Annotated in this window: 17 protein-coding genes; 13 read left to right on the top strand and 4 right to left on the bottom strand. The window is 66.2% G+C overall.

From position 1 onward, the window contains the following. The first annotated feature begins 2 nt into the window (after positions 1-2). The 3 genes from greA to recJ all read left to right on the top strand — a co-directional run bounded on the left by greA (position 3) and on the right by recJ (position 3,307). A complete protein-coding gene (greA, locus tag SSKA14_RS14030) occupies positions 3-467 on the top strand; it encodes a transcription elongation factor GreA (protein WP_026347191.1) in 465 nt (154 codons plus the stop codon). 4 nt (positions 468-471) lie between these two features. Then, positions 472-1,389: a hypothetical protein gene (locus SSKA14_RS14025; RefSeq protein ID WP_008267777.1), complete on the top strand. Its 918-nt coding sequence runs from the start codon at positions 472-474 to the stop codon at positions 1,387-1,389. A gap of 160 nt (positions 1,390-1,549) precedes the next feature. Continuing rightward, on the top strand, positions 1,550-3,307 hold the full coding sequence (recJ, locus tag SSKA14_RS14020; protein WP_040007827.1) for a single-stranded-DNA-specific exonuclease RecJ: 1,758 nt from the start codon (positions 1,550-1,552) through the stop codon (positions 3,305-3,307). 84 nt (positions 3,308-3,391) lie between these two features. Here recJ and SSKA14_RS14015 read toward each other — a convergent pair whose 3' ends face one another. Next, positions 3,392-4,441 (bottom strand): DUF1176 domain-containing protein, encoded by a 1,050-nt coding sequence (locus SSKA14_RS14015; protein WP_008267265.1) that lies wholly within the window; start codon positions 4,439-4,441, stop codon positions 3,392-3,394. 228 nt (positions 4,442-4,669) lie between these two features. On the opposite strand from SSKA14_RS14015, the gene tssI reads away from it, so the two are divergent. The 7 genes from tssI to SSKA14_RS13985 all read left to right on the top strand — a co-directional run bounded on the left by tssI (position 4,670) and on the right by SSKA14_RS13985 (position 15,509). After that, a complete protein-coding gene (tssI, locus tag SSKA14_RS14010) occupies positions 4,670-5,755 on the top strand; it encodes a type VI secretion system tip protein TssI/VgrG (protein ID WP_008266003.1) in 1,086 nt (361 codons plus the stop codon). Then, positions 5,755-6,465: a hypothetical protein gene (locus tag SSKA14_RS14005; protein WP_198283609.1), complete on the top strand. Its 711-nt coding sequence runs from the start codon at positions 5,755-5,757 to the stop codon at positions 6,463-6,465. The genes tssI and SSKA14_RS14005 overlap by 1 nt, the downstream gene beginning before the upstream one ends. Then, positions 6,462-6,590 (top strand): hypothetical protein, encoded by a 129-nt coding sequence (locus tag SSKA14_RS24290; protein WP_006441023.1) that lies wholly within the window; start codon positions 6,462-6,464, stop codon positions 6,588-6,590. Before SSKA14_RS14005 ends, SSKA14_RS24290 begins: the two co-directional genes overlap by 4 nt. 19 nt (positions 6,591-6,609) lie before the next feature. Further along, positions 6,610-11,106 carry an RHS repeat-associated core domain-containing protein gene (locus SSKA14_RS14000; protein WP_008268398.1) on the top strand — a complete coding sequence of 1,499 codons (4,497 nt, stop codon included), beginning with the start codon at positions 6,610-6,612 and terminating at the stop codon, positions 11,104-11,106. Positions 11,107-11,113: 7 nt separating this feature from the next. Next, positions 11,114-11,503 carry a hypothetical protein gene (locus SSKA14_RS13995; RefSeq protein WP_157635953.1) on the top strand — a complete coding sequence of 130 codons (390 nt, stop codon included), beginning with the start codon at positions 11,114-11,116 and terminating at the stop codon, positions 11,501-11,503. Between the two features lie 317 nt (positions 11,504-11,820). After that, a complete protein-coding gene (locus tag SSKA14_RS13990; RefSeq protein WP_040007823.1) occupies positions 11,821-12,408 on the top strand; it encodes an SUKH-4 family immunity protein in 588 nt (195 codons plus the stop codon). A 182-nt stretch (positions 12,409-12,590) separates the two neighbouring features. Further along, on the top strand, positions 12,591-15,509 hold the full coding sequence (locus SSKA14_RS13985; RefSeq protein ID WP_050413379.1) for a VIT domain-containing protein: 2,919 nt from the start codon (positions 12,591-12,593) through the stop codon (positions 15,507-15,509). A 61-nt stretch (positions 15,510-15,570) separates the two neighbouring features. Here SSKA14_RS13985 and SSKA14_RS13980 read toward each other — a convergent pair whose 3' ends face one another. After that, positions 15,571-16,557 (bottom strand): phosphatase PAP2 family protein, encoded by a 987-nt coding sequence (locus SSKA14_RS13980; RefSeq protein WP_008267067.1) that lies wholly within the window; start codon positions 16,555-16,557, stop codon positions 15,571-15,573. Positions 16,558-16,566: 9 nt separating this feature from the next. Then, entirely contained in the window at positions 16,567-17,775 is a 1,209-nt protein-coding gene (locus SSKA14_RS13975) for an acyltransferase family protein (RefSeq protein WP_008268488.1), read from the bottom strand. Positions 17,776-17,911: 136 nt separating this feature from the next. Between SSKA14_RS13975 and SSKA14_RS13970 the strand changes: the two genes are divergently transcribed. Next, complete coding sequence (locus SSKA14_RS13970) at positions 17,912-18,814, top strand: LytTR family DNA-binding domain-containing protein (RefSeq protein ID WP_008264451.1); 903 nt, start codon at positions 17,912-17,914, stop codon at positions 18,812-18,814. 33 nt (positions 18,815-18,847) lie between these two features. Here SSKA14_RS13970 and SSKA14_RS13965 read toward each other — a convergent pair whose 3' ends face one another. Continuing rightward, positions 18,848-19,588, bottom strand: a complete 741-nt coding sequence (locus tag SSKA14_RS13965) for a M48 family metallopeptidase (RefSeq protein ID WP_008268683.1) — start codon at positions 19,586-19,588, stop codon at positions 18,848-18,850. A 188-nt stretch (positions 19,589-19,776) separates the two neighbouring features. On the opposite strand from SSKA14_RS13965, the gene prfB reads away from it, so the two are divergent. Continuing rightward, positions 19,777-20,902, top strand: a protein-coding gene (prfB, locus tag SSKA14_RS13960) for a peptide chain release factor 2 (RefSeq protein WP_099551678.1) whose coding sequence is annotated in 2 segments (ribosomal slippage) — positions 19,777-19,851 and positions 19,853-20,902 — 1,125 coding nt in all. Because the reading frame shifts where the segments join, the coding sequence is not laid out codon by codon here. A gap of 45 nt (positions 20,903-20,947) precedes the next feature. After that, a complete protein-coding gene (locus SSKA14_RS13955; protein ID WP_008267447.1) occupies positions 20,948-21,730 on the top strand; it encodes a helix-turn-helix transcriptional regulator in 783 nt (260 codons plus the stop codon). The last annotated feature ends 390 nt before the right edge of the window (positions 21,731-22,120 follow it).

Below are 22,120 nucleotides of genomic sequence, written 5' to 3'. Positions count from 1 at the left end.
CCATCACCATGAAGGGCGCGCAGAAGCTGCGCGACGAACTGGATCACCTGAAGTCGGTCAAGCGCCCGAAGGTGATCGCCGCGATCGCCGAAGCGCGTGAGCACGGCGACCTGAAGGAGAACGCCGAGTACCACGCCGCGCGCGAGGAACAGGGCTTCATCGAAGGCCGCATCAAGCAGCTGGAAGGCGAGCTGTCGCACGCCGAGATCATCGACGTGAGCAAGCTCAACGCCGGCTCCAAGGTGGTGTTCGGCGCCAGCGTGACCCTGGCCGACGTGGAAACCGACGAAGAGAAGAAGTACCAGATCGTCGGCGACCTGGAAGCGGACATCAAGCTGGGCCTGATCGCCATTTCCTCGCCGGTGGCGCGCGCGATGATCGGCAAGCTGGAAGGCGATTCGATCGTGATCGACGCCCCGGCTGGCCAGCGCGAGTACGAGATCGTCAGCGTCAGCTACGTGGACTGACGAGGTGGCAACGGCGACCCTGCTGTTGCCGGCGCGCAGCCGCCTTGCGGCGGCTGCATTGCCGGACGACGTGGCGCGCGCCCTGGGTCGCGCCACCGCGTTGCAGCTGGACGCCGGTGAGCGCGCCCAGCTGCAGCGTCATTTCAGCGTGGCCGCGCCGCAGTGGCCGGTGGCTGCGTTGACCCGCCAGCGTGACGTCGGCGATGCCGCCGGCGCCCGCTGGCTGCGCGCCGATCCGGCCTGCATGGTGCCGGACATGCACGGCGCGCGGATGATGGCCTACGGCGAAACGCTGCGGCCGACCCTGGCCGATTGCCTGGCCCTGCTGCCGGTGCTGCAGCCGTTGTTCGCCGACGCCGGCTTCGTGCTCGACGCACCGGATCCTTCGCGTTGGTACCTGCGGCTTCCGATCGACCTGGCGCTGCCCGAGTTCGACAACCCGGACGAAGTGCTGGGCGATGATCTGTTCTCGCACCTGCCGGAAGGCGAGGGCGGCCGCCGTTGGCGGGCCTTGATGACCGAGGCGCAGGTGCTGCTGCACAACCATTCCTGGAACCAGCAGCGCGTCGCCCAGGGACAACAGCCGATCAATTCGCTGTGGTTCTGGGGCGGCGGCGTGATGCCGGTGTCGGTCAGCACGGCGCACGCGCAGGTGCGCAGCCGCGACGCCCTGCTGCAGGGCCTGGCGCTGGCGGCTGGCGTGGCGGTGGATGGCGAGCAGGCGGTGGATGCACTGGTCGACCTGCGCCAACTGCGTTCATTGCAGCAGCTGGGCAACGATGCAATCCGGCCGTTGCTGGCCGCGCTGAAGCGGGGCGAGCTGCAGCGGCTGGTGCTGGACTTCGAGGATGGCCTGCAGTTCCAGCTGGACCGTGGCCAGCGCTGGCAGTTCTGGAAGAAGCCGCGCCAGCTGCACGACTGATCGGGGTCGGATCCGTTTTTCGTCGGAAAGCGGCTCTGACCCCCGATGGTTACCGGGGTTGCCGGCCAGCGGCCGGCACTACCGCAGCTGCCGGGCGCAATCCCGCCAGCCTCTCCCACGCGCGGTATCATCCCTCTGTCTTTCGTAACCGGCGATGCCGATGTCCCTTGCCGCCGATGCTGTACAGCCATCCACTGATACGCCGACGATCCGCCGTCGCGATGCGGTCGCGCCCGGCAGTTGGCCGGACGGCACACTGCCGCTGCTGGCGCGGCTCTATGCCAGTCGCGGTGCCGGCACCCCGGAGCTGGCGCAGCCGAAGTTGGGCAATCTGCACGCGCCCGAGCTGCTGACCGGCATCGATGATGCGGTGGGCCTGCTGGCCGAAGCCATCGCCAATGACAAGCGCATCCTGGTGGTCGGCGATTTCGACTGCGATGGCGCCACCGCCTGTGCGGTGGGCGTGCGTGGCCTGCGCATGCTCGGCGCGCAGCATGTCTTCCACGCGGTGCCCAACCGCATGGTGCACGGCTATGGCCTGTCGCCTTCGCTGGTGGACGAACTGGCCGCGCTGCAGCCGGACCTGCTGGTCACGGTCGACCACGGCATTGCCTGCCATGCCGGCGTGACTGCGGCCAAGGCGCGTGGCTGGCAGGTGCTGGTCACCGACCATCACCTGCCGGGCCCGCAGCTGCCGCCGGCCGATGTCATCGTCGATCCGAACCTGGATGGCGATGCCTTCCCCAGCAAATCGCTGGCCGGTGTCGGCGTGATCTTCTACGTGCTGATGGCGTTGCGCCGGCGGATGCGTGAGGCCGGCGTCTTCGCCGATGGCAAGGGACCGGACCTGACCACGCTCCTGGACCTGGTGGCGGTCGGCACCGTCGCCGACCTGGTGGCGCTGGACCCGAACAACCGCGCGCTGGTCAGCGCGGGCCTGCGCCGGCTGCGTGCCGGGCAGGGTTGTGTCGGCCTGCGTGCCTTGATCGAAGCCAGCGGCCGCGATGCCGCGCGGCTGACCGCCACCGACATCGGTTTCGCACTCGGCCCGCGCTTGAACGCTGCCGGTCGGCTGGAGGACATGGCGCTGGGCATCGCGCTGCTGCTGACCGAGGATCCGCGGCAGGCACGCGACATCGCGCAGACACTTGAGCAGATCAATTCGGAACGGCGCGCGGTGCAGCAGTCGATGACCGACGACGCCGAGCAGGCGCTGACCCGCGTGGTGCTGGACATGGCCGGACAGCGGCCGGTGGCGGCCTGCCTGTTCGATGCTGACTGGCACCCGGGCGTGGTGGGCCTGGTCGCGTCGAAGATGAAGGACCGCCTGCACCGTCCGGTGATCGCCTTCGCCCCGGCTGAACCGGGCGCCGACACCCTGCGTGGCTCGGCCCGCTCGATTCCCGGCCTGCACATCCGTGACGCGCTGGCGCTGGTCGACGCGCGCCATCCGGGCCTGATCGAACGTTTCGGTGGGCATGCGATGGCCGCCGGCCTCAGCCTGCGCCTGGATCACGTTGATGACTTCAAGGCCGCTTTCGTCGCCGTGGTGCTGGAAATGCTCGACCCGGCGGCGCTGCAGCAGCAGGTGCTGAGCGACGGTGAACTGGCGGCGGACGAGCTGGACCATCGCCATGCCGATGCGCTGCGCCTGGCCGGGCCGTGGGGGCAGGGCTTCCCGGAACCGCTGTTCGACGGCCACTTCGAAGTGGCCAACTGGCGCGTGCTGAAGGAGCGCCACCTGAAGCTGGAACTGCGCCTGCCGGGCGTGCCCGGCACGATCAACGCCATCCACTTCGGCGGCTGGCACGGCAATGCACCGGCCCGCCATGTGCATCTGGCCTACCGTCTGGCCTGCGACGACTATCGTGGCGGCAGCGCCATCCAGCTGATCGTCGAGCACTGCCTGCCCACCTGAAAAGAGAGGACGGAGGGGATCAAGTCGCTTGTGCCTTGCTTGCCACTTGCGACTTGACCCCCTCCGTCCCCTTTTTCTGTGAGGTCAGCGGACCTCGGTCACCAGGGTCGGCAGCTCCCAGGTTCCACCGGGCACGCCGCGGCACAGGCCCGCCGCGATTTCGGAGGTGGCGACGAAGGCCGTGCCATTCCAGGTCCAGGTGTTCTGCGAGATGCAGTCACCCAGGCCGCGGCCCTTCTGTGCGGCGATGATCTGGCCATCGTCATAGTCGATCGCATCACTGGTCACCCACTGCGGCTGGAACGGGGCCTGCGGACGGGCGACCCAGAAGCCGTCGCCGGTGTTGTAGGCCGCGCGCCAGCAGGGCACGTTGACCACCACGTGCTGCGCATCCAGGCGCCGGATTTCCAGCGGGGAATGGCTCAGCGGAACATCGGCGTCGGGCTCCAGAAGGCCCTCGCAGCTGTTGTCCTTCAGCGTGGCGCGCAGGGCAGCGCGCAGGGCAGGCGAGGCGGCCAGCCGCGCAAGCGAAGGATCGTCCGGGGCCGGGTCCAAGGTGGCGGCCTTGTGCACCACCGGCACGGGAAGTGCCGCAGGGACGCTGGCTTCAGGTGCGCTGCCCTTGCGCATCACCGCACCGGGTGTGCCCAGGCGGCCCTGGTATTCGTCGATCTTCAGCAGGACCGCGGCCGCGCCCTTGTCCGACAGCAGCCAGCGATGGCCGACCGCATCGGTCACATTGATTCCGCCGTCGCGGACCAGTGCGGCCAACAGGGCGGCGGTCTGCGCGGCACTCAGCGCATACGTACCTTCGCCTTTGTCCGGCGCCAGCTTGCCCAGATCCTGCTCGCGGATACGCAGGTGCAGCGCGCCGGAAGGCAGCGTCTGGCCTTCATCCGGCTGCAGTGAAAGACGGCCGTGGATGGCCTGGTTGGCGCCCCCCTTGCGGGTCAGCAGCACACTGAGGGTGCTCTGCTCGTCGGCAGCGTAGCCGGCGGCACGGCAGGTGCGGGTGTTGTCACAGGCCGCGATCCAGTCGTGGTGCTGGAAGTACAAGGTCCTGGCCGGCGCTGCAGCGCTTGCGGCAAGAGGGCTGGTCGCGGCCAGCAGGGCAATGGGCAGGAACAGACGCATGGGTATCCATACACATGGGCGGGGCCATAGAGTGCCTGTCGGTGCCTGGCAGCGCCAGCCTGAATGGCTGCGCTGTGCCCTTCGTATTTGTGACGCAGTTCGCGCTGTCGTGAAAATCCTTAATGAATTCATCTCCTTATCCTGCGCTGATTGCGTCAAAAAGCTGGCACATGGCACAGGTCAATGGCAAAGTCGGGCCACGACCAACATGGGACGACGGAACGCCCGATGTACGCCGAATCACTGCTCCCCGGCGCCGCGCTGCAGCGCCTGCACCAGGACCGACGCCTTGTCCGCGTCGAAACCGCCTTGGATCCGGATACCTTCCTGGTCAAGCACTTCACCGGCACCGAATCGGTGTCTGCGCCGTTTGCGTATCGCATCGATCTGCTCTCCATCCAGCCGCGATTGGAGCTGAAGCAGCTGGTCGGCCAGCCCCTGCGCCTGCAACTCGGAGATGAATTCGGCAACCGCAGCGTGCACGGCTACGTGCGCGAGTTCGCCAGCATCGGCCAGCAAGCGCAGTTCAGCGCTTACCGTGCCGAGCTTGCGCCGTGGTTCGCGTTCCTGGACTACACCTGCAACTGCCGCATTTTCCAGGACCGCACCGCGTTGCAGATCATCGAAGAGGTGTTCGCCGGGTATGCGCAGCTGGCGAAGTTTCGTTACGACCTCAACGCCGGCAAGCTGGCGCCGCTGCCGTATTGCGTGCAGTACAACGAATCGGACTTCGCCTTCGTCAGCCGCCTGCTGGAAGATGCGGGCCTGTACTACAGCTTCGTGCACGACGACGAAGGCCATACCCTGGTGATCAGCGACGATTCGACGCTGAGCACCGCGCATGGCGACCCGCAGCCGATCGCCTTCGTCTCCGACCAGGGCACGCTGGCCAGTACCGGCCTGCATCGCTGGGGTGCGCGGCGCCGGGTTGGGCCCAGCGTGCAGACCTTGCGCAGCTTCGACTTCAAGCAGCCGGGCGAACGGCTGGATGGCAACCAGGGCAACCAGGTGCCACTGGGCTTGCTGCCCCCGCTGGAACAGTATCGCTATGACGGCGCGGCGCGCTTCAGCAACAGCCGCATCGGTGCCGCGCTGGCCAACGTGCGCAACGAGGAAGTCACCTGGCCGACCAAGCTGTTCGAGTGTGCGGGCAATGCCGGCGAGATGGAGGCCGGCGGCTGCTTTGATCTGGAACGGCATCCAGACTTCATCGGCCGCGATGACACTGATCGCAGCTTCTTCGTGGTCAGCGTGCGCGCAGCGCGGCCGAGGGCGCGCGCGCCAGCGGCAACCCTGCTGCACCGGAACTGGTGATGCAGAGCTGGTTCGGCGAGGCAGGCTGCTGGCTGGCGGCCAAGCAGCCCGAGCGGGCCGCGCAGACCTACCTGCAGGCTTCGGCGTCGGCGGCCAGCATCCCGCACCCGATGTTCGCGCTGGAAGGCCAGCGCATGGCCGGCTGGTGCCAGTTGCAGGCCGGTCAGCGCGAAGCGGCGCGTACCCAGCTGCTTGAGGCGATCCGCATCGCCAAGCCGCTGGCGCCGGCCGACCGCAAGGCCACCACGCTGCCGCAGGCGCTGTGGGACCTGCTGCAATTGCAGGATGTGCGCCGCTGCGAATCGCTGCAGCAGGTGGCCACCGATTACCTGCTGGCCAGTACCGGCCTGCTGGAAAAGGCCGATGCACAGGGCCGCGAGCTGGGTCCGCGGCCGGTGCGGCCGGCACTGGATGCCATCGACACGGAGCTGGATGCTGCGCTGGAACGGGGCTTCCACCGCGCCCAACAGGAGCGCGAGCGGCTGATCCAGGGCGGCGACGAATTCTTCCGCAAGATCGTGGCCGTGGGCCGCGACTTCCTCGACCCGGGCTGGAACGGCCTGCCGGCCATCGAACACCCGCTCGACCACGAGATACCGGTGTGGAGCGAGCCGCCGGCAATGCAGCCGTTGCCCGATCCCAGTGGCCTGCTGCAGGCGTCCGTGGCGGCGCCTGCCGGGCCTGCCGTTACAGGAGTGGCTGTTGCATGAAGTCGAACAAGACCGTGGTGATGCTGGTGGCCATCGTGCTGGGCATCATCGTCGTGACCTGGATCAGCGCCGAGTACCGTGACGAAGTAAAGGCGTTCCTGCGCGCGTTGTTCCGCGCCTTGTAAAGCAACAGGGAGTGTTGCCGTGAGCATCGCCGCCAAGCATTTCGATCCGCAGCTGGGCATCGACATCCACATGTATGCGGTGCCGCCGTGCCCGCTGCCGACGCCGCATATCGGCCTGGTGCTGGATCCGTTCGATTACATCCCGTTCATCGGCTCCACCATCAAGGTCAACGGTGTGCATCGCGGCACCGCCGGTACCGGCGGCCTCGACATCCACATCCCGCTGGGCGTGTGGGGGCCGCCGCTGGCCGCGCCGATGGGGCCGCAGTTCGACGGCGAAGAAATCTTCATGGGCAGCCGCACGGTGTCGGCCGATGGCGAGCCGTTCTCGCGGCTGGCGATGCCGGTGCTGGACTGCAACCTGGCCGGCATGATCAATCCGTTCCGGATGAAGAAGCCGAAGAAGCCGCTACGCGCGATGTCGTTGCCGACCGGCTTGAACGTGGCCATTCCGACCAGTGTCAAGGTGGGAGGACCGCCGACGGTGTCATGGACCGCGCTGGCGTTCCGCGCCGCGTTCGCCGGACTGGGCAAGCTGCGCAAGAGTGCGTTTTTCCGCAAGAAGATGGATGCGTTCGCCAACTGGCGGCGCGGCAAGTGGGGCCATCTGCCCTCCGGCTTCCTGAAGTGCAAGGTGCTGCGTGCCGAGCCGGTGGATATCCGCGATGGCAGCGTGGTGGTCAGCCACCAGGACTTCGACATTCCGGGGCGGCTTTCCTTCGCCTGGCAGCGCAGTTATGGCTCGCGCCGCGCGGGCGAACCCGGCCTGTGCGGCGCGGGCTGGCAGACGCCGGCCGACATCCGCCTGGAACTGCTGGACGACGGCAGCGTGTGGTTGTCCGGCCCGGACCAGGCCGCGTTCTTCCCCGAACTGCCGCCCGCTGAAGGCGAGGCCGGGGCGATCCTCGATTTCGTCGATGGCGCGCGCCTGCTGCGTCGGCGCGGGCAGTGGCTGGTGCGCTTCAAGAGCGGGCTGAAGTACGTGTTTGGCGGTGAACTGCCGGCGGGCGTGAGCGCGCTGCCGAATCCACAGTCCTGGCCGATCGAGCGCATCGAGGATGCCCATGGCAACCACTGGCGGTTCGAGCGTCGCGACGGCCATCTGGTACGCATCGTCGAAAGTGGCATCGGCGACCTGCAGGGCCGTTTCATCGAAGTGGAGGCGCGCCACGGCCGCATCGACCGCATGGCGCTGCATGACCCGGCCACCGGCCTGGTGCATCCGCTGGTGAGCTATCGCTACAGCGCCGACGGCGATCTGCTGGCGGCGGTGGACGCGCTGGGAGCGCCGCGCACCTTCGCCTACGAACAGCACCGCATGGTGCGGCACACCGACCGCGTTGGTCTGTCGTTCCATTACGCGTTCGACGCGCAGGGTAGGGTGGTGCATTCGTGGGGTGATGGTGGCCTGTGCGACTACCACTTCGAGTACGATGCGCTGCTGCGCGAGACCCGGGTAACCGACTCGCTGGGCCATCTGTGCGTGGTCAAGTTCGATGAGAACCAGCTGCCGCTGTGCGAGATCGATCCGCTCGATGGTGTGACGCTGTTCGAGTATGACGATTTCGGGCGGACGGTGGCGGTGACCGATCCGGAAGGACTGCGAACGGCGTTTGCCTATGATGCGCATGGCAACCTGGTCTGCCTGACCCGCGCCGATGGCACGTCGATCCAGATGGAGTACGACCAGGACGACCATATGGTGTCGCTGCGCACGCCGGATGGCGTCGACTGGAAGCAGGCATACGATGGCCAAGGCCTGCTGGTCAGCCAGACCGATCCATTGGGAGCGACAACCCGATTCGACTACGATGCGCAGGGCCAGTTGCAGTCGCAGACCAATGCCCGCCAGGCGGTGACACGCCTTCGCTATGACCGTCATGGGCTGGTGGCTGCCGTCATTGATGCGCTCGGCCATGAGAGCCGTTTCGAGCACGATCCGCTCGGCAACCTGCTGCGCCAGGTGGATCCGTTGGGGCAGGCCAGTCGCTACGAGTACGACGCCAAGGGGCGGCTGCTGGCCACCGCTGGCCCCGATGGCGCGGGTGTGCGCTGCGAATATGATGCTGAAGACCAACTGCTTCGCTATACCGATGAGGCCGGCGCGCAGACGCGGCTGCAGTACGTGGGCATCGGACAGATCGGCAAGCGCCTTCAGGCCGATGGCCACAGTGTGGAGTACCGCTACGATACCGAAGAGCAGCTGGTCGCGGTCATCAACCAGCGCGGCGAAACCTATCAGTTGGTGCGCGATGCGCTGGGCCGCATCGTCGAGGAAGTGGACTACTGGGGGCAATCACGGCGTTACAGCTACGATGCTGCCGGGCGGCTGACGGCGACCCTGGATCCACTGGGCCAGCGCGTGGCGTTTACCACCGACAAGCTTGGGCGCATCACCCGCAAGACGCTGCCGGATGTGCGGCATCCCGGCCAGCAGGTGCAGGAACATTTCGTCTACGACACGCAGGGCCAGATCGTCGAGCTGCGCAATCCAGCGCGTACCGTGAAGCGCCGGTATGACCCGCTGGGGCGGCTGCTGGAAGAACTGCAGGACGGGTTCCGCGTGGGCTATGGCTATGACCCGGTCGGCAACCGCGTACTGCGCGAGACCTCGGCGGGTAACCGCGTCGAGTTCGGCTATGACCTGCGGGACCAGACCGTATCGGTGGCCATCAATGACGAATCGCCGATCTCGATGGAGCGTGACGCGCTGGGTCGTACCACGCGCGAGCAGTTGAGCCCGCATCTGCAGCGCGAGTTCACCTACGACAGTCGCAGCCTGCTGACGTCGCAGTCGATACTGAAGGATGCTGCGCCGCTGTTTGAGACCCGCTACGACTACGACAGCAGTGGCAACCTGACCCGCCGCAGCGACAGCACGCAAGGCGTGGACGAGTACCGCTACGACGCGATCGGGCGCCTGCTGCAGCACATCGACCCGACGGGCAAGGTCGAGCGCTACTTCAACGACCCGGCGGGCGACCGGCTGCGCACCGAGGTAAAGCAGGTGCAGGCGCGCAAGGTAGTCGGCGGCGACGATGACTACCTGGCCACCTGGACGCGCGAGGGCACCTACCAGGGCATGCACTACGTGTTCGACCGGGCGGGCGACCTGGTGCGCAAGGGCGTGCCGCACGGGAATGCGCCGGATGACCTGACGCTGATCTGGGATGCCAACCATCGGCTGGCGGAGAGCCGCCGCAACGGGCAATCAACGTACTACGGCTATGACCCGCTGGGACGGCGGGTGTTCAAGTGCAACCCGACGCACACGACGTGGTTCTTCTGGGATGGCGATGCGTTGCTGGGTGAAGTGCAGCAGGCCAACGATGCCGAAGAGGCGGCGCCGGTCTGGGTGGGCAATGTGGCGAGCCTGGTGGAGGTGAGGCGGCGGCAGCGGCGGTTGGAAAAGCTGCATGGGCGGGTGCGGGAGTATGTGTACTACCCGGGGACGTTTGTGCCGTTGGCGCTGGTGGACGCTGTCAGTTCCACGGCACCAGAATTGGAGGGCGTACAACATCGAGCCAAGCCAAGCGGCGATGAGTCAGTCGTCAGTGCTTCGACGGCGCCGGTGGGATTGGGTGCCCCAATCGGGACATCTGCCCAACAAAAACTTCCCCTTGCCTTTGGCGGGCTTGGCGCTCGGCCGCTCGGAGCTGAAGCTCCCATTCAACGCTCGGTCAATGATAAATGTCTGTCTGCGCTCTCTGGTGGGAAAAGCCACAACAAGAGCGACTCGGAACGCCTTTCTGGGCATGAGATCGCCGCACCTGGGAGGTCACCGAAAGCAGATGGGACCGAGGCGGGGCAGGCGACCACATCGCGGGAAAACTTCGCTGGTCACTCTTTTGGTGATACATCGTTCAGCCGTTCCTCCGAGATATCCCAAGCGCCCCTCGGAAGCGAGTTGCACTACTTCCACGTCATGCCCAACGGTTCTCCTGATCGGATTCTGAGCAAATCGGGAGGATGTGTGTGGTCCAGCCATCAAACGGCGTGGGGTGGCATGGCGCCAGATCCCAGCTCAAGCATAGACAACAATATTAGATTGCAAGGGCAGTACTACGACCATGAAACTGGACTGCACTACAATAGGTATAGATATTACGAAGAAAGTGTTGGGTCGTTCATTGGTCAGGATCCACTGGGGCTTGAAGCGGGTGAGAATTTTTACCTATTTGGTCCAAATGCGATTGGGTGGGCGGATCCACTTGGGCTTGACGAACTTTATGCGCTTCTTGCCTCAAAGGATGGGTGGTATCCTATTATGGAATGGGGAAAGAAGAATCCGGTTGGCTATTGGTACCTAAAGAAGGGCGAGGTCTGGAAGTTTGGCGAGACAAAGGTGCCGAAAACTAGGTATTCTGCTGCATGGTTGCGAAGGAATAATTTGCAGTACTTTGCCATACATCGCGGGACGACTAAGAGCTTTAACCGGATTGTGGAGCGGATGCGAATATCAGGATTCTTGAATTGGAAGGGATTTCTTCCTCCGGGAAATAAATGCAGGCATTGAGGGTGAAATGAAATTTGGATTGTCTACGGATACAGGTGGAGCAACTCACGTTTATGAAATTGCGAATGAGCTTGTTTCCATATTTCCAGTGTTGGAGCTGGATTTCAAATCGGTCGAAGTCGAGGTTTTCTTTGTCTTCCGATGCCTCCCGGAGGAGCTTGGAAGGAAGTCGTCACGTCGTTTTTCGAAGGCTGAGTCGGTTCTCTTCCTTGATATGTGCTTATCAGAGGATTTGCTGAAAGAAATGGATGTTGAGCAGCAAAGGTCTGTCGTGGCGAAGTATTTCTTCAAGTACGTTGAGGACTCTTTGAAAAAGTACAAATTTGAAGGTCTTGATGTCACCTCTTTCATGTTCGCACTTAAGAAGGAAGCGGCATCAATTGGTTGGCTTGACTAAAGGTGGGGTCGTCTCTTTCCATAGCCTTTGGGATTGGAGCTATCGCTACTCCGACTACCCCGCGGGCGACTGGGTGCACACTGAGGTGAAGCAGGTTCGGACGCGTAAGGTGGCGATGGGGCGACGATGGTGATCACCTGAGCGTGCAGGGGCACCTATCAGGGCAAGCGCAACTTGATTGACCGAGAGGACGATCTGGTGAGCAAGTGAGCGCCTCAGCGGAATGCGTCGGACGATCTGGCGCTGATCTGGGATGCCAATCATCCGTTGGTTCATCCATCTATCGGACAGCGTCTTCCTGCCTGTGAGGTCTGGACGTGACTGGAAATTCCTTCCCTCGCATCTACGATGCGGGTTCTCTGGAGGTAAGTGCCAAAGTACTGAGCGACTTTGGTCTTGATCCTTTGTCCAGCGAGCTGATGTTGCGCCTAGGGTTGCCTTCAAAACTGCCGGGCGAAGTGCCCCTTGTGCAGTTTGAGGCGCCGCAGAGAGCCGTTCTCGACGGGAAGGAGCTTCTCGTCGTTGCGCACGAGCCATGGGGACGGAAGCTTCTGCTCTGCCTATCAGCAAGCGGAAAGGTGATTGCGGCGGGTGATGGCATACATAAGTTCGTCAATGGTTGCTTGTCCAGCTTCCTCGGGTTTCTGGCGTTGTATGAGGCATTTCAGGAGCAGGCCAGGTCAGGGGAATCCGGTCCCGTTGTCTACTCCCAGTCAGAGATGCAGGCCAGGCTTGAGGCCTTCAGGCGAGGTGAGTTCCAAGCGCGTTCGACAGAGCAACGGTTCAATCGTGATGTTGCAATCAGCACGATGGCGGCGGAATGGACTACGCTTGACCCTGCTGCACTCGCGGAAGGCGCGTGGTGGTCTGTTGTGCTGGAGCAGCTGGAAGACGGCCAGATCTGATGTTGCGCGACGCAGGGGAGCGTCGCATGTGGCTGCAAGGATGACTGGACGGGAGGCGATTCTGAATCAGGTCAAGGCAGGCGGCGGTCTTGGAAAGGGGCATGCGCGCCGGCTGCCTCCCCAGCAACCCCATTCCCCCTACCCAGGCGTTGAACCATCCATCCTCCCGCTGGAGCCGTCCAATGCCCCTCGTCCTCCGCCGTGCCCCCTGCGTGCTGGCCCTCTTGCTCGGCACCTTGGCCGGGTCTGCCTACGCACAGTCTCGCCCGGCCGTCCGGCCGCTTGCTCCAGCCCCCCTGCTGCAGGTTGCGGGTGCCGAGCAGCCCATTGAGCTGCGTCAGGCCAGCATCGAGGGTGAGGTCCGCGCCGGCATCGCCCAGACCCGCATCACCCTGGAATTCCATAACCCGAACCGGCGCGTGCTGGAAGGGGAGTTGCAGTTCCCGTTGGCCGAGGGCCAGCAGATCACCGGGTTTGCCCTCGAGATCGGTGGCGAGCTGCGCGAGGCGGTGCCAGTGCCGAAGGATCGCGGCCGCCAGGTCTTCGAGGAGATCGCCCGCCGTGGTGTCGACCCCGGCTTGCTGGAGCAGACAGCGGGCAATCAGTTCCGCCTGCGCATCTACCCGCTGCCGGCCGGTGGCAGTCGCCGCGTGCAGCTGGTGCTGCGCGAGCCGCTGGCCTTCTCGGGCCAGGACTGGCGGTGGACGCTGCCGCTGCAGTTCGCCGCCGGTGCTGCCTCGGTTGAGGTGAAGGTGCAGGCGCCAGGGGCGATGGCCGCAGGTACCGCACCGTTTCAGATCACGGCGGGCCAGCTGCACTGGCAGGGCCGCGGCGCGCAGCTGCCGGCACAGCTGCAATGGACCCTGCCCGCCGAACGCAAGCCGCAGGTGCAGGTGGCACCGTGGCAGGACGGACATTATCTGCTGGCGCAGGTGCCGGTGCCGGTCAGCGGTACTCCCCGCGCGCTGCCGAGCGAGGTCGGCCTGCTGTGGGACGGCTCGCGTTCCTCCGGCCAGCGCGACCGCGCGCGTGAGTTCGCCCTGCTGGATCGCTACTTCGCCGCGATGGGCAATGGCACGGTCGCCCTGACCGTGCTGCGTGACCGCGCCGAGCCGGTGGGCCGTTTCCGTATCCGTGCAGGCAACTGGAGCGAGCTGCGCGCGGCTTTGCAGGCGGTGCGCCCGGACGGTGCCAGCGCGCTGGCCCAGTGGCAGCCGCAGCCGAGCGTGAAGGAGTACCTGCTGGTCAGCGATGGCCTGCTGACCTATGGGCCGGAACAGCTGCCGGCAATGGCGCCGGAGCAGCGCCTGTTCGCGGTCAGCAGTGCCGGCGCGCGTACCGATGCAGTGCGCTTGCGTGGCTGGAGCGAAGCGCATGGCGGTCGCTTCGTCGCGCTCGGCAAGGCTGTCGACGCCGCTGCGCGTGAGCTGCTGTCCCCGCCGCTGGACGTACAGATCGTTGCGGGCCGCGGCGTGCAGGACGTGGTGATCGACCGTCGCAGCGAGGCTGATGGCTGGCTGTGGCTGCATGCGCGGCTGGCGGCGGACGGTGTGCCGATGCGGGTGCGTGTTGGCGGTGGTGAGTGGCTGGCGCTGCCGGCCACGCAGAAGAGCGACGACGGTGAACTGCTCGCCGGCTTGTGGGCGCAGGCGCGCCTGCAGCAGTTGGGGGCCGACCGTCGCGGCAACCGCGAGGCAATGCAGCGCCTGTCGCAGCAGTTCGGCCTGGTTGGGCCGGATACCTCGTTGATCGTGCTGGAAACGCTGGAGGATTACCTGCGCTACGCGATCCGTCCGGCGGGCACGCTGCGCGCCGAGTACGACGCCCGCTTCGCACGCCAGGTGAGCGACCGCGCCGCTGCCGATCGCCGTCGTCTGGATGATGTGGCGGCACGCTGGAAGGAGCGCCAGCAGTGGTGGAGCCGCAGTTGGCCGAAGGATGCGCGACCGCAGTTGAAGGGCAGGGCACTGGAAGTGGCGTCCGCAGATGCTGCGATGGAATCGGCGCCGGTAGCGATGCTGGCGGCCCCCGCTCCGGCGGCCCCGCCTGCGCCTATGGCGGCGGCAGCCGAGCAGCGCAGGGAGGCCAGCAGCGCACGCGCGCGACGCTCCGTGTCCGCGGCGAACCCGGCGCTCGATGCGGTGGTGGTCACCGGTTCGGCCATCGATCAAGCCGGACCCGCCAACGACGGCGAGCTCGGCATCCAGCTGGCCGCATGGCAGCCGGATTCAGCGATCGCCCGCCGCCTGCGCCAGGGCCCGGCGTCGCAACTGTACGACCGCTACCTGGCCGAGCGCGAGGCACATGCCGACAGCAGCGCGTTCTTCCTCGACGTGGCCGACCTGCTGCTGGAGCAGGGTCAGCGCGAACTGGCCCTGCGTGTGCTGTCGAACCTGGCCGAGATGGACCTGGACAACCGCCACCTGCTGCGCGTGCTCGGCTACCGGCTGATGCAGGCCGATGCCCCCGCGCTGGCGGTGACGGTGTTTGAGCAGGTGCTGGCGATGGGCCAGGAAGAACCGCAGAGTTTCCGTGACCTTGGCCTGGCGCTGGCCGCTGCCGGGAAGCCGCAACAGGCGCTGGCGCCGCTGTACCAGGTGGTGGTGCGCCCCTGGGACAGCCGCTTCGATGGCATCGCGCTGATCGCGCTGGACGAATTGACCAACCTGGTATCACGCAGCCGCCCGACGCTGGACACCACGGGCATCGATCCACGCCTGCTGCAGGCGATGCCGCTGGACCTGCGCGTGGTGCTGTCATGGGATGCCGACAACAGCGACATGGACCTGTGGGTGACCGATCCGAACGGCGAGCGCGCCTACTACGGCAACCGCCTGACCTACCAGGGCGGTCAGATGTCGCAGGACTTCACCGGCGGCTATGGGCCCGAGCAGTTCTCGCTGCGCAATGCGAAGCCGGGCACATACAAGGTGGAGGCGAACTACTTCGGCAGCCGCCAGCAGCTGGTGACCGGCGCCACCAGCCTGATGCTGCGCCTGACCACCCATTGGGGTACGCCGAAGCAGAAGGACCAGAGTGTCACGCTGCGGTTGAAGGACCGTGCCGAGACCGTGCTGGTGGGCGAGTTCGAGGTGAAGTAGCGCCACGCCATGCGTGGCTGTCGCACGGCGTCGGAACGACCCATCCACGCATGGCGTGGATCTACAGGGCGCCGTCCGACTCGTGGGAGCGCTGGCGGGGAATCCACCGCGCCAGTGCCACGCCGCCACCCAGGATCAACAGCGTGCCGACGGCATGCCACAGCAACGCAGTGATCGGTGCATCCGGTAACGGAATGCTGTGCGCGAGCCAGTCGATGATGGGCCGCGCCAGCAGGTAGACCAGCACAACGCCCAGCACACGCAGCACTCGCTGCACGATGCCGTGCGGATCGGCTGGCCAGCCTCGCCACTGCAGCCACACCACCAGCAGGCCAAGCGCCAGCAGGCGCGCGGCTTCGCTCAACGGCACAAGAGGCGTCCACAGCGAGGCCCAGGCCAGCGCTGTGCCGAGGCCCAGCAGTACCGGCAGTTGCCAACGCCGTTTCCCGCACAACCCCGGCATCAACTGCCAGGCCAGCACGGCCACGCCGAGGCCGATCAGCCAACCGGCCAGCACGTCGGCGAGGAAATGCCGGCCCAGGTACATGCGCGAGAGGGCCATCAGCAGTGGCCAACCCAGCAGCAGGACCCAGCGCAGCCAGCGGCGGCGGATGCCGAAGGCCAGCAGCAGGCCCACGCAGGCGGCCGTTGCCACGCCGACATGGCCACTGTTGAAGCCGTAGTCGGCGTCGGGCTGCGCCCGCAGCATTGCAGTAGCCTGCGCGTCCGGCAGCGCCCAGAAGGCGTGGCCTCCGCCGTCCACCACGAACGGATGCGACGGCTCGCCCTTGTCCAGCACTGCTGCGTCCACATCGGTCGGGCGGGGCAGGGCTGCGCTCTGCTTGATCGCATGCGTGGCGCAGGCCATCAGCAACACCGCCAGCATCACGCACAGGCCGGCGCGCAGGCGTGCCCCGAACGCGCACACCAGAATCAGCGCGGTATAGGCCATCTCGTAGCCCAGCAGGCTGATGAACTGCATCAGCGACAGCATCCAGCCGCTGTCGAAGGTGTGCTGCAACCACAGGTGCCATTGCGTCTGGAACATCCATTGTCCTCAATGCGCCGCCACGACGCGGGCCGGCGTCGACGATAGCGGATCGGCACGCAGGCCGAACAGGGGGCGTAGCCAGCGTACGCGGCGGATCAACAGTTCGTGGATCAGCAGGCAACCGCCGACGGTGCCGGCCACAAGCAGTGCAGGCTCCAGCCAGGGGCCGAGCTGCAGCGGCCGCAACGCATACAGCAGCACGATCAGCACGGTCTGGTGCAGGATGTACCAGCTGAAAACGGCCTCCCGGCAATAGCCCAGGCCGGGCCAGGGACGGGACAGCAGCACCCGTGCCCAGCCGAACAGGGCCAGCAGCATGCACCACGTATAGAGCGCACGGCCGATGCGTTCGGTCTGGCCCCAAGGCAGGGCCAGCACCCAGGCATCGAGGTCGCCCACATGCGGCAATCGGGCCAGTGCACGGATACCCAGTTCCAGGCACAGTCCAAGCAGAGCCAGGCACAGGGTCAGGCGTCGTCCGCGTACCAGCAGATCCCAGCCGCGCTGCCAGCGTGCCGCCAGAAAGCCGCCGAGGAACAGAGGCAGCGACTCGGCATGCACGTAGACGTCGTCCAGCAGCGCGTGGGTGGGCGGCCAGCGTGGCATCAGTACCAGCAGCCCCCAGGCCATCCAGGCGACCGGCAGCACCAGCAGCAGGCTGCCCAGCAGGCGGTCGCCCGGCTGCCAGCGTGGCAGCGCGCCGCGCAGCGGTCGCAGCAGGCTGGCCAGTGCTACGGCCAGGAGGGTATAGGGCAGCAGATAGGCCAGGTACCAGAGGTGGTTCCAGGTGAAGCCGTACTCGGCGCCACTGAAGTGCGCACCCGGCCACGGCCGGAACTGCCAGTAGCGCCAGAGGAACCGGGCCAGCCCCGGCGCCACGTCACCCTTGTCCAGCGCCTCGCAGTACGCCTGCAGGGACACGACGGCGACGATGCCGAACAGCAGGGGCAGCTGCAGGCGCCAGCAACGTCGCAGGGTATGCCGCAGCCGCCCCTGGTCGGGAAGGGACAGGCCCAGCGCGATGCCGCTGATGGCAAACAGCAGCGGCATGCGCCAACGGTTCATCGCGATCATCGGCCACTGCAGCCACTCGGTGGTGTAGGCGCTCTTGAGGTGGAAGTCCCAGCCGGCCACGTAGGCCATGGCGGCGTGGTAGAGGATCAGCAGCCCGAAGGCGGCAATGCGCAGGGTGTCCAGGTCATGGCGACGGTGCATGGGTGGGTGGGCTTCAGGAGGAAGCTGCACCCTCCGCCTGCCAACGCGTGGCCGCCAGCGGATGGGGCGAAATGGCCGGTGCGCAGGGTTCAGTGGAGGGGTGGCGGGGACCAATGGCGGATGCGCGCGCGGCCGGATGCGCAACAATGGCGCTATGGAAAAGGGAGATCCGGCGGCGTTGACCGCCTTTGCTGCATCGCGGCCGCGGCACCCCGGGCTTGCTGCTGCGTTCTGGTCGCTGCTGTTCCTGGGCACGGCCGCGGGCAATGTGCTGGCACAGTGGATGCGGGCCTTGCGTGATGGTCAGATCTTCCCGGCGGGGGCGGTCTCGATCGAGGAGTTCAGCAGTGCGCTGGCCAGCCTGGCCCTGCTGGCGCTGCTGCATGCGGCCGCGCGCCGCTGGCCGCTGCATGCCGACACCTGGCGGCGCCGGATCGGTTTCTACGTGCTGGGCGGCATCGCCTGGTGGCTGCTGCACGTCAGTGCGATGGTGCTGCTGCGCAAGGTGGCCTTTGCCTTGGCCGGCCAGCACTACACGTATGGTGCGTGGCCGGCGCAGTGGTTCTACGAGTTCTTCAAGGACGTGCAGACTTACAGCCTGCTGGTGATCGCGGTGCACGCGGCGGCCTGGTTCGGTCGCCAGCGGCGGGGTGAGGCCCATCTGCTGGCGCCGCCCGACGAAGGCCCGCCAGTGGAACCGGTCGAGCGCCCGCAGCACTTCCTGGTGCGCAAGCTGGGCAAGGAGTTCCTGGTCGCCACCGCGGACGTCGAGTACGCCCAGGCGTCGGGCAATTACGTGAACCTGCGGGTGCGCGGGCATGACTACCCGCTGCGCATCACCATGGCGGCGCTGGAGCAGCGGCTGGACCCGGCCGAGTTCCTGCGCCCGCACCGCAGCTGGTTGATCCACCGTGGCCAGTTGCGCTCGATCGAGCCGTTGGATGGCGGTGAAGCGCTGCTCCACATGGCCGATGGCGTCAAAGTGCCGTGCAGTCGGCGACAGCTACCCCTGTTGCGCCAGGCGCTGGCAGGGAGCTGAGCGGGCGGACCGGTCGGCCCGCCCGCACAGGGATTACTTCTTGTCCTTCTTGATCATCGCGTCGATGCGCGCGGCGCGGGCTTCCGAGCCCGGGTGCGAGGACATCAGGCCGCCGTCGCTGGACAGCTTGCGGAACATGCTGGCCAGGGCCGCCGGATCGTAGCTGTGGCGCTTCATGAACTGGTAGCCGTACTCATCGGCCGCGCTCTCTTCCTTCTGCGAGAACTGCGCGTTGATGAAGCCTTCGGCCAGTTCGCCGAGCTGGCCCTGGCTGAGCTGGGTCAGGTTGCCGTTGCCCGAGGCCGCCAGGCCCTCGCGGCCAGCCGAGGCGAGCAGAGCGGTGCGCATCTTGGTCTTGCTGTGCCCCAGCTTCACGTGGCCGATTTCGTGGCCGATCACGCCACGCACTTCGTCGTCGCTGGCCATGTCCATCAGGCCGGTGTAGACGCGCACGCAGCCGTTGGCCATCGCCCAGGCATTGACGTCAGCGGTGCGGTAGACCTTGAAGTTCAGGTTCAGGCCGTCCTCGTTGGACAGGCCCTGGGTGATCTTGGCCAGGCGCTGGGCGTAGGGGTCGTTGCCGGCCACCACCGGGTTGTCCTTGTCCATGTACGTGCAGGCCTGGTCGGCGGCGGCCGAGACTTCGGCGTCGGACAGGGTCAGCGCCTTGCCGGCCTTCATGCCGGTGCTGGTCAGGCCCTTCAGGTCGATGGCCGAGGCATTGGCGGCCATCAGGCAGGCGGCCAGGCACAGGGTGGAACGCAGGATCGTCATTGAATTGGTGCTCCTTGGATGGGAATGAACCGCCGCGTCCCCCTGTTGCCGTGGCGGCCGGGAAGTCTACCGGCAGTGGCCCGGCCCCTGTCCAGCCGCCGCCGGACGTCGCGGGCCTGGCTGCCTCGCCGGGGGCGGGGTGGCTGCGGTATCATTCCCAGTCATCTTTTGAATGCATGACCGCCGACATGATCGAACTGAATCCTGTCCGCCAGCGCATCACCGATCTGACCGATCGCGTGCTGTCGCTTCGGGGGTATCTTTGACTACGACGCCAAGAAAGAGCGTCTTGAAGAAGTAACGCGGGAGCTGGAAAGCCCCGACGTCTGGAACAACGCCGAGTACGCCCAGAACCTGGGCCGCGAGCGTTCCAGCCTGGAAAAGACCGTGGGCGGCATCGCCTCGGTGCTCGACGGCCTGACCGACGCGACCGAACTGCTGGAGCTGGCAGAGTCCGAACAGGACGAGGATACCGCGCTGGCCGTGGTCGCCGACCTGGACAAGCACCAGGCGCACGTCGAGAAGCTGGAATTCCAGCGCATGTTCTCCGGCGAGATGGACAATGCGGCGGCATTCGTCGACATCCAGGCCGGTGCCGGTGGCACCGAAGCCCAGGACTGGGCCGAAATCCTGCTGCGCATGTACCTGCGCTGGTGCGAATCGCGCGGCTGGAAGACCGAGCTGATGGAAGTGTCCGGTGGCGACGTTGCCGGCATCAAGTCGGCCACGCTGCGCGTGGAAGGCGACTATGCCTACGGTTGGCTGAAGACCGAAACCGGCGTGCACCGCCTGGTGCGCAAGTCGCCGTTTGATTCGGACAATCGCCGCCACACCAGCTTCACCTCGGTGTTCGTGTCGCCGGAAATCGATGACAACATCGACATCACCATCAATCCGGCCGATCTGCGTACCGATGTGTACCGTTCGTCCGGTGCCGGTGGCCAGCACGTGAACAAGACCGAGTCGGCGGTGCGTATCACCCACATCCCGACCAACATCGTGGTGGCCTGCCAGACCGGCCGCAGCCAGCACCAGAACCGCGACAACGCGATGAAGATGCTGGCCGCCAAGCTGTACGAGCTGGAAATCCAGAAGCGCAACGCCGAGAAGGACGCGGTGGAAGCCACCAAGTCCGACATTGGCTGGGGCAGCCAGATCCGCAACTACGTGCTCGACCAGAGCCGTATCAAGGACCTGCGCACCGGCATTGAACGCTCGGATACGCAGAAGGTGCTCGACGGCGACCTGGACGAGTTCGTCGAGGCCAGCCTGAAGGCCGGCCTGGCCGTGGGCTCCAAGCGCGTCGATGCCTGATCCACGCGCCTGCGCGGATATCATCGCCTTCCGCAACGGAGGGCGATGATGCGCAGCGAAAGTGAACGCAAGGAGCTCGGTGGCTTTCTCAAGGCCTGCCGCGCCCGTGTCGACCCCGCCACGCTCGGCCTCCCGGCCGGGCGCCGGCGTACCCCGGGCCTGAAGCGCGAGGAAGTCGCGCTGGCGATCGGGGTCAGCGTCAGCTGGTACACCTGGATCGAGCAGGGCCGCGAAGTGCGCGCCTCGCCCGAGGTGCTTGAGCGCCTGGCGCAGGTGCTGCGCATGAGCGACGACGAGCGCGCCTATGCGTTCGCGCTGTCCGGCTATGGCGTGCCATTGGAATCGCCGGACGAGAGCGTGACCGACGGCCTGCGCCAGCTGGTGGAGGCGATGCAGCCGATCCCGGCCTACGTGCGCAATACCCGTTTCGACATCCTGGCCTGGAATCCGGCCATCGCCGAACTGTTCGTGGATTACAGCCAGCTGGCGCCGCACGAGCGCAACACGCTGCGGCTGATGTTCCTGTACCCGCCGTACCGCACGCTGATCCTCAACTGGGAAGAAATGACCCGCGGGCTGCTGGCCGGTTTCCGCGCGGCGATGGCGCAGGCGCCGGACAAGGCGCCGTTCCTGGCACTGGTCGAGGACATCGCGGCGCACAGTGAAGAGTTTCGCCAGTGGTGGCCGGAGCACGACGTGCGCCGGTTCGACGAGGGTGCGAAGAAGCTGAACCATCCCACGCGCGGGCTGCTGGACCTGCAGTACGTGGCGCTGGTGCCGGAGAGCCGGCACGATCTTTCGCTGGTGACCTACCTGCCGCGGAAGTAGGGGGTGTTCGGCAGGGCTTGCAGCCCTGCACCTGCTGCGAGCCAGAGCAACGTCAACGTCAAATGCGGGCCTTCTGTGGGGTGGCGGGGCGGTGTCGGTGTGCGGGGACGCCGCAAGTACGTCCGTGTAGGCTTGGCAGCCGCTTGCTCGTGTGCGCGTTCCTGCGCACACGGCAAGACCGGGGTTGGGCGTCCTGCCCAACCCGCCCGAGGCATGCCTCGGGCCCATGCGGCTGACACCCCGCACTCCGACACCGCCCCACCTTCGACAGTTTCACGCGGCTGTTGGTGGGTGTCGACCTTGGTCGACACATCTGTCAGATATCGATATTCACGATGTGATCCGACCCCGTGCCGACCAAGGTCGGCACCCACCAACAGCCGCGTGAAA

This window comes from Stenotrophomonas sp. SKA14, assembly GCF_000158575.1.
GTDB classification, from domain to species: Bacteria; Pseudomonadota; Gammaproteobacteria; order Xanthomonadales; family Xanthomonadaceae; genus Stenotrophomonas; species Stenotrophomonas forensis.
Note: the sequence above shows the minus strand (reverse complement) of the source record. Positions and strands in the feature narration are given on the sequence as shown.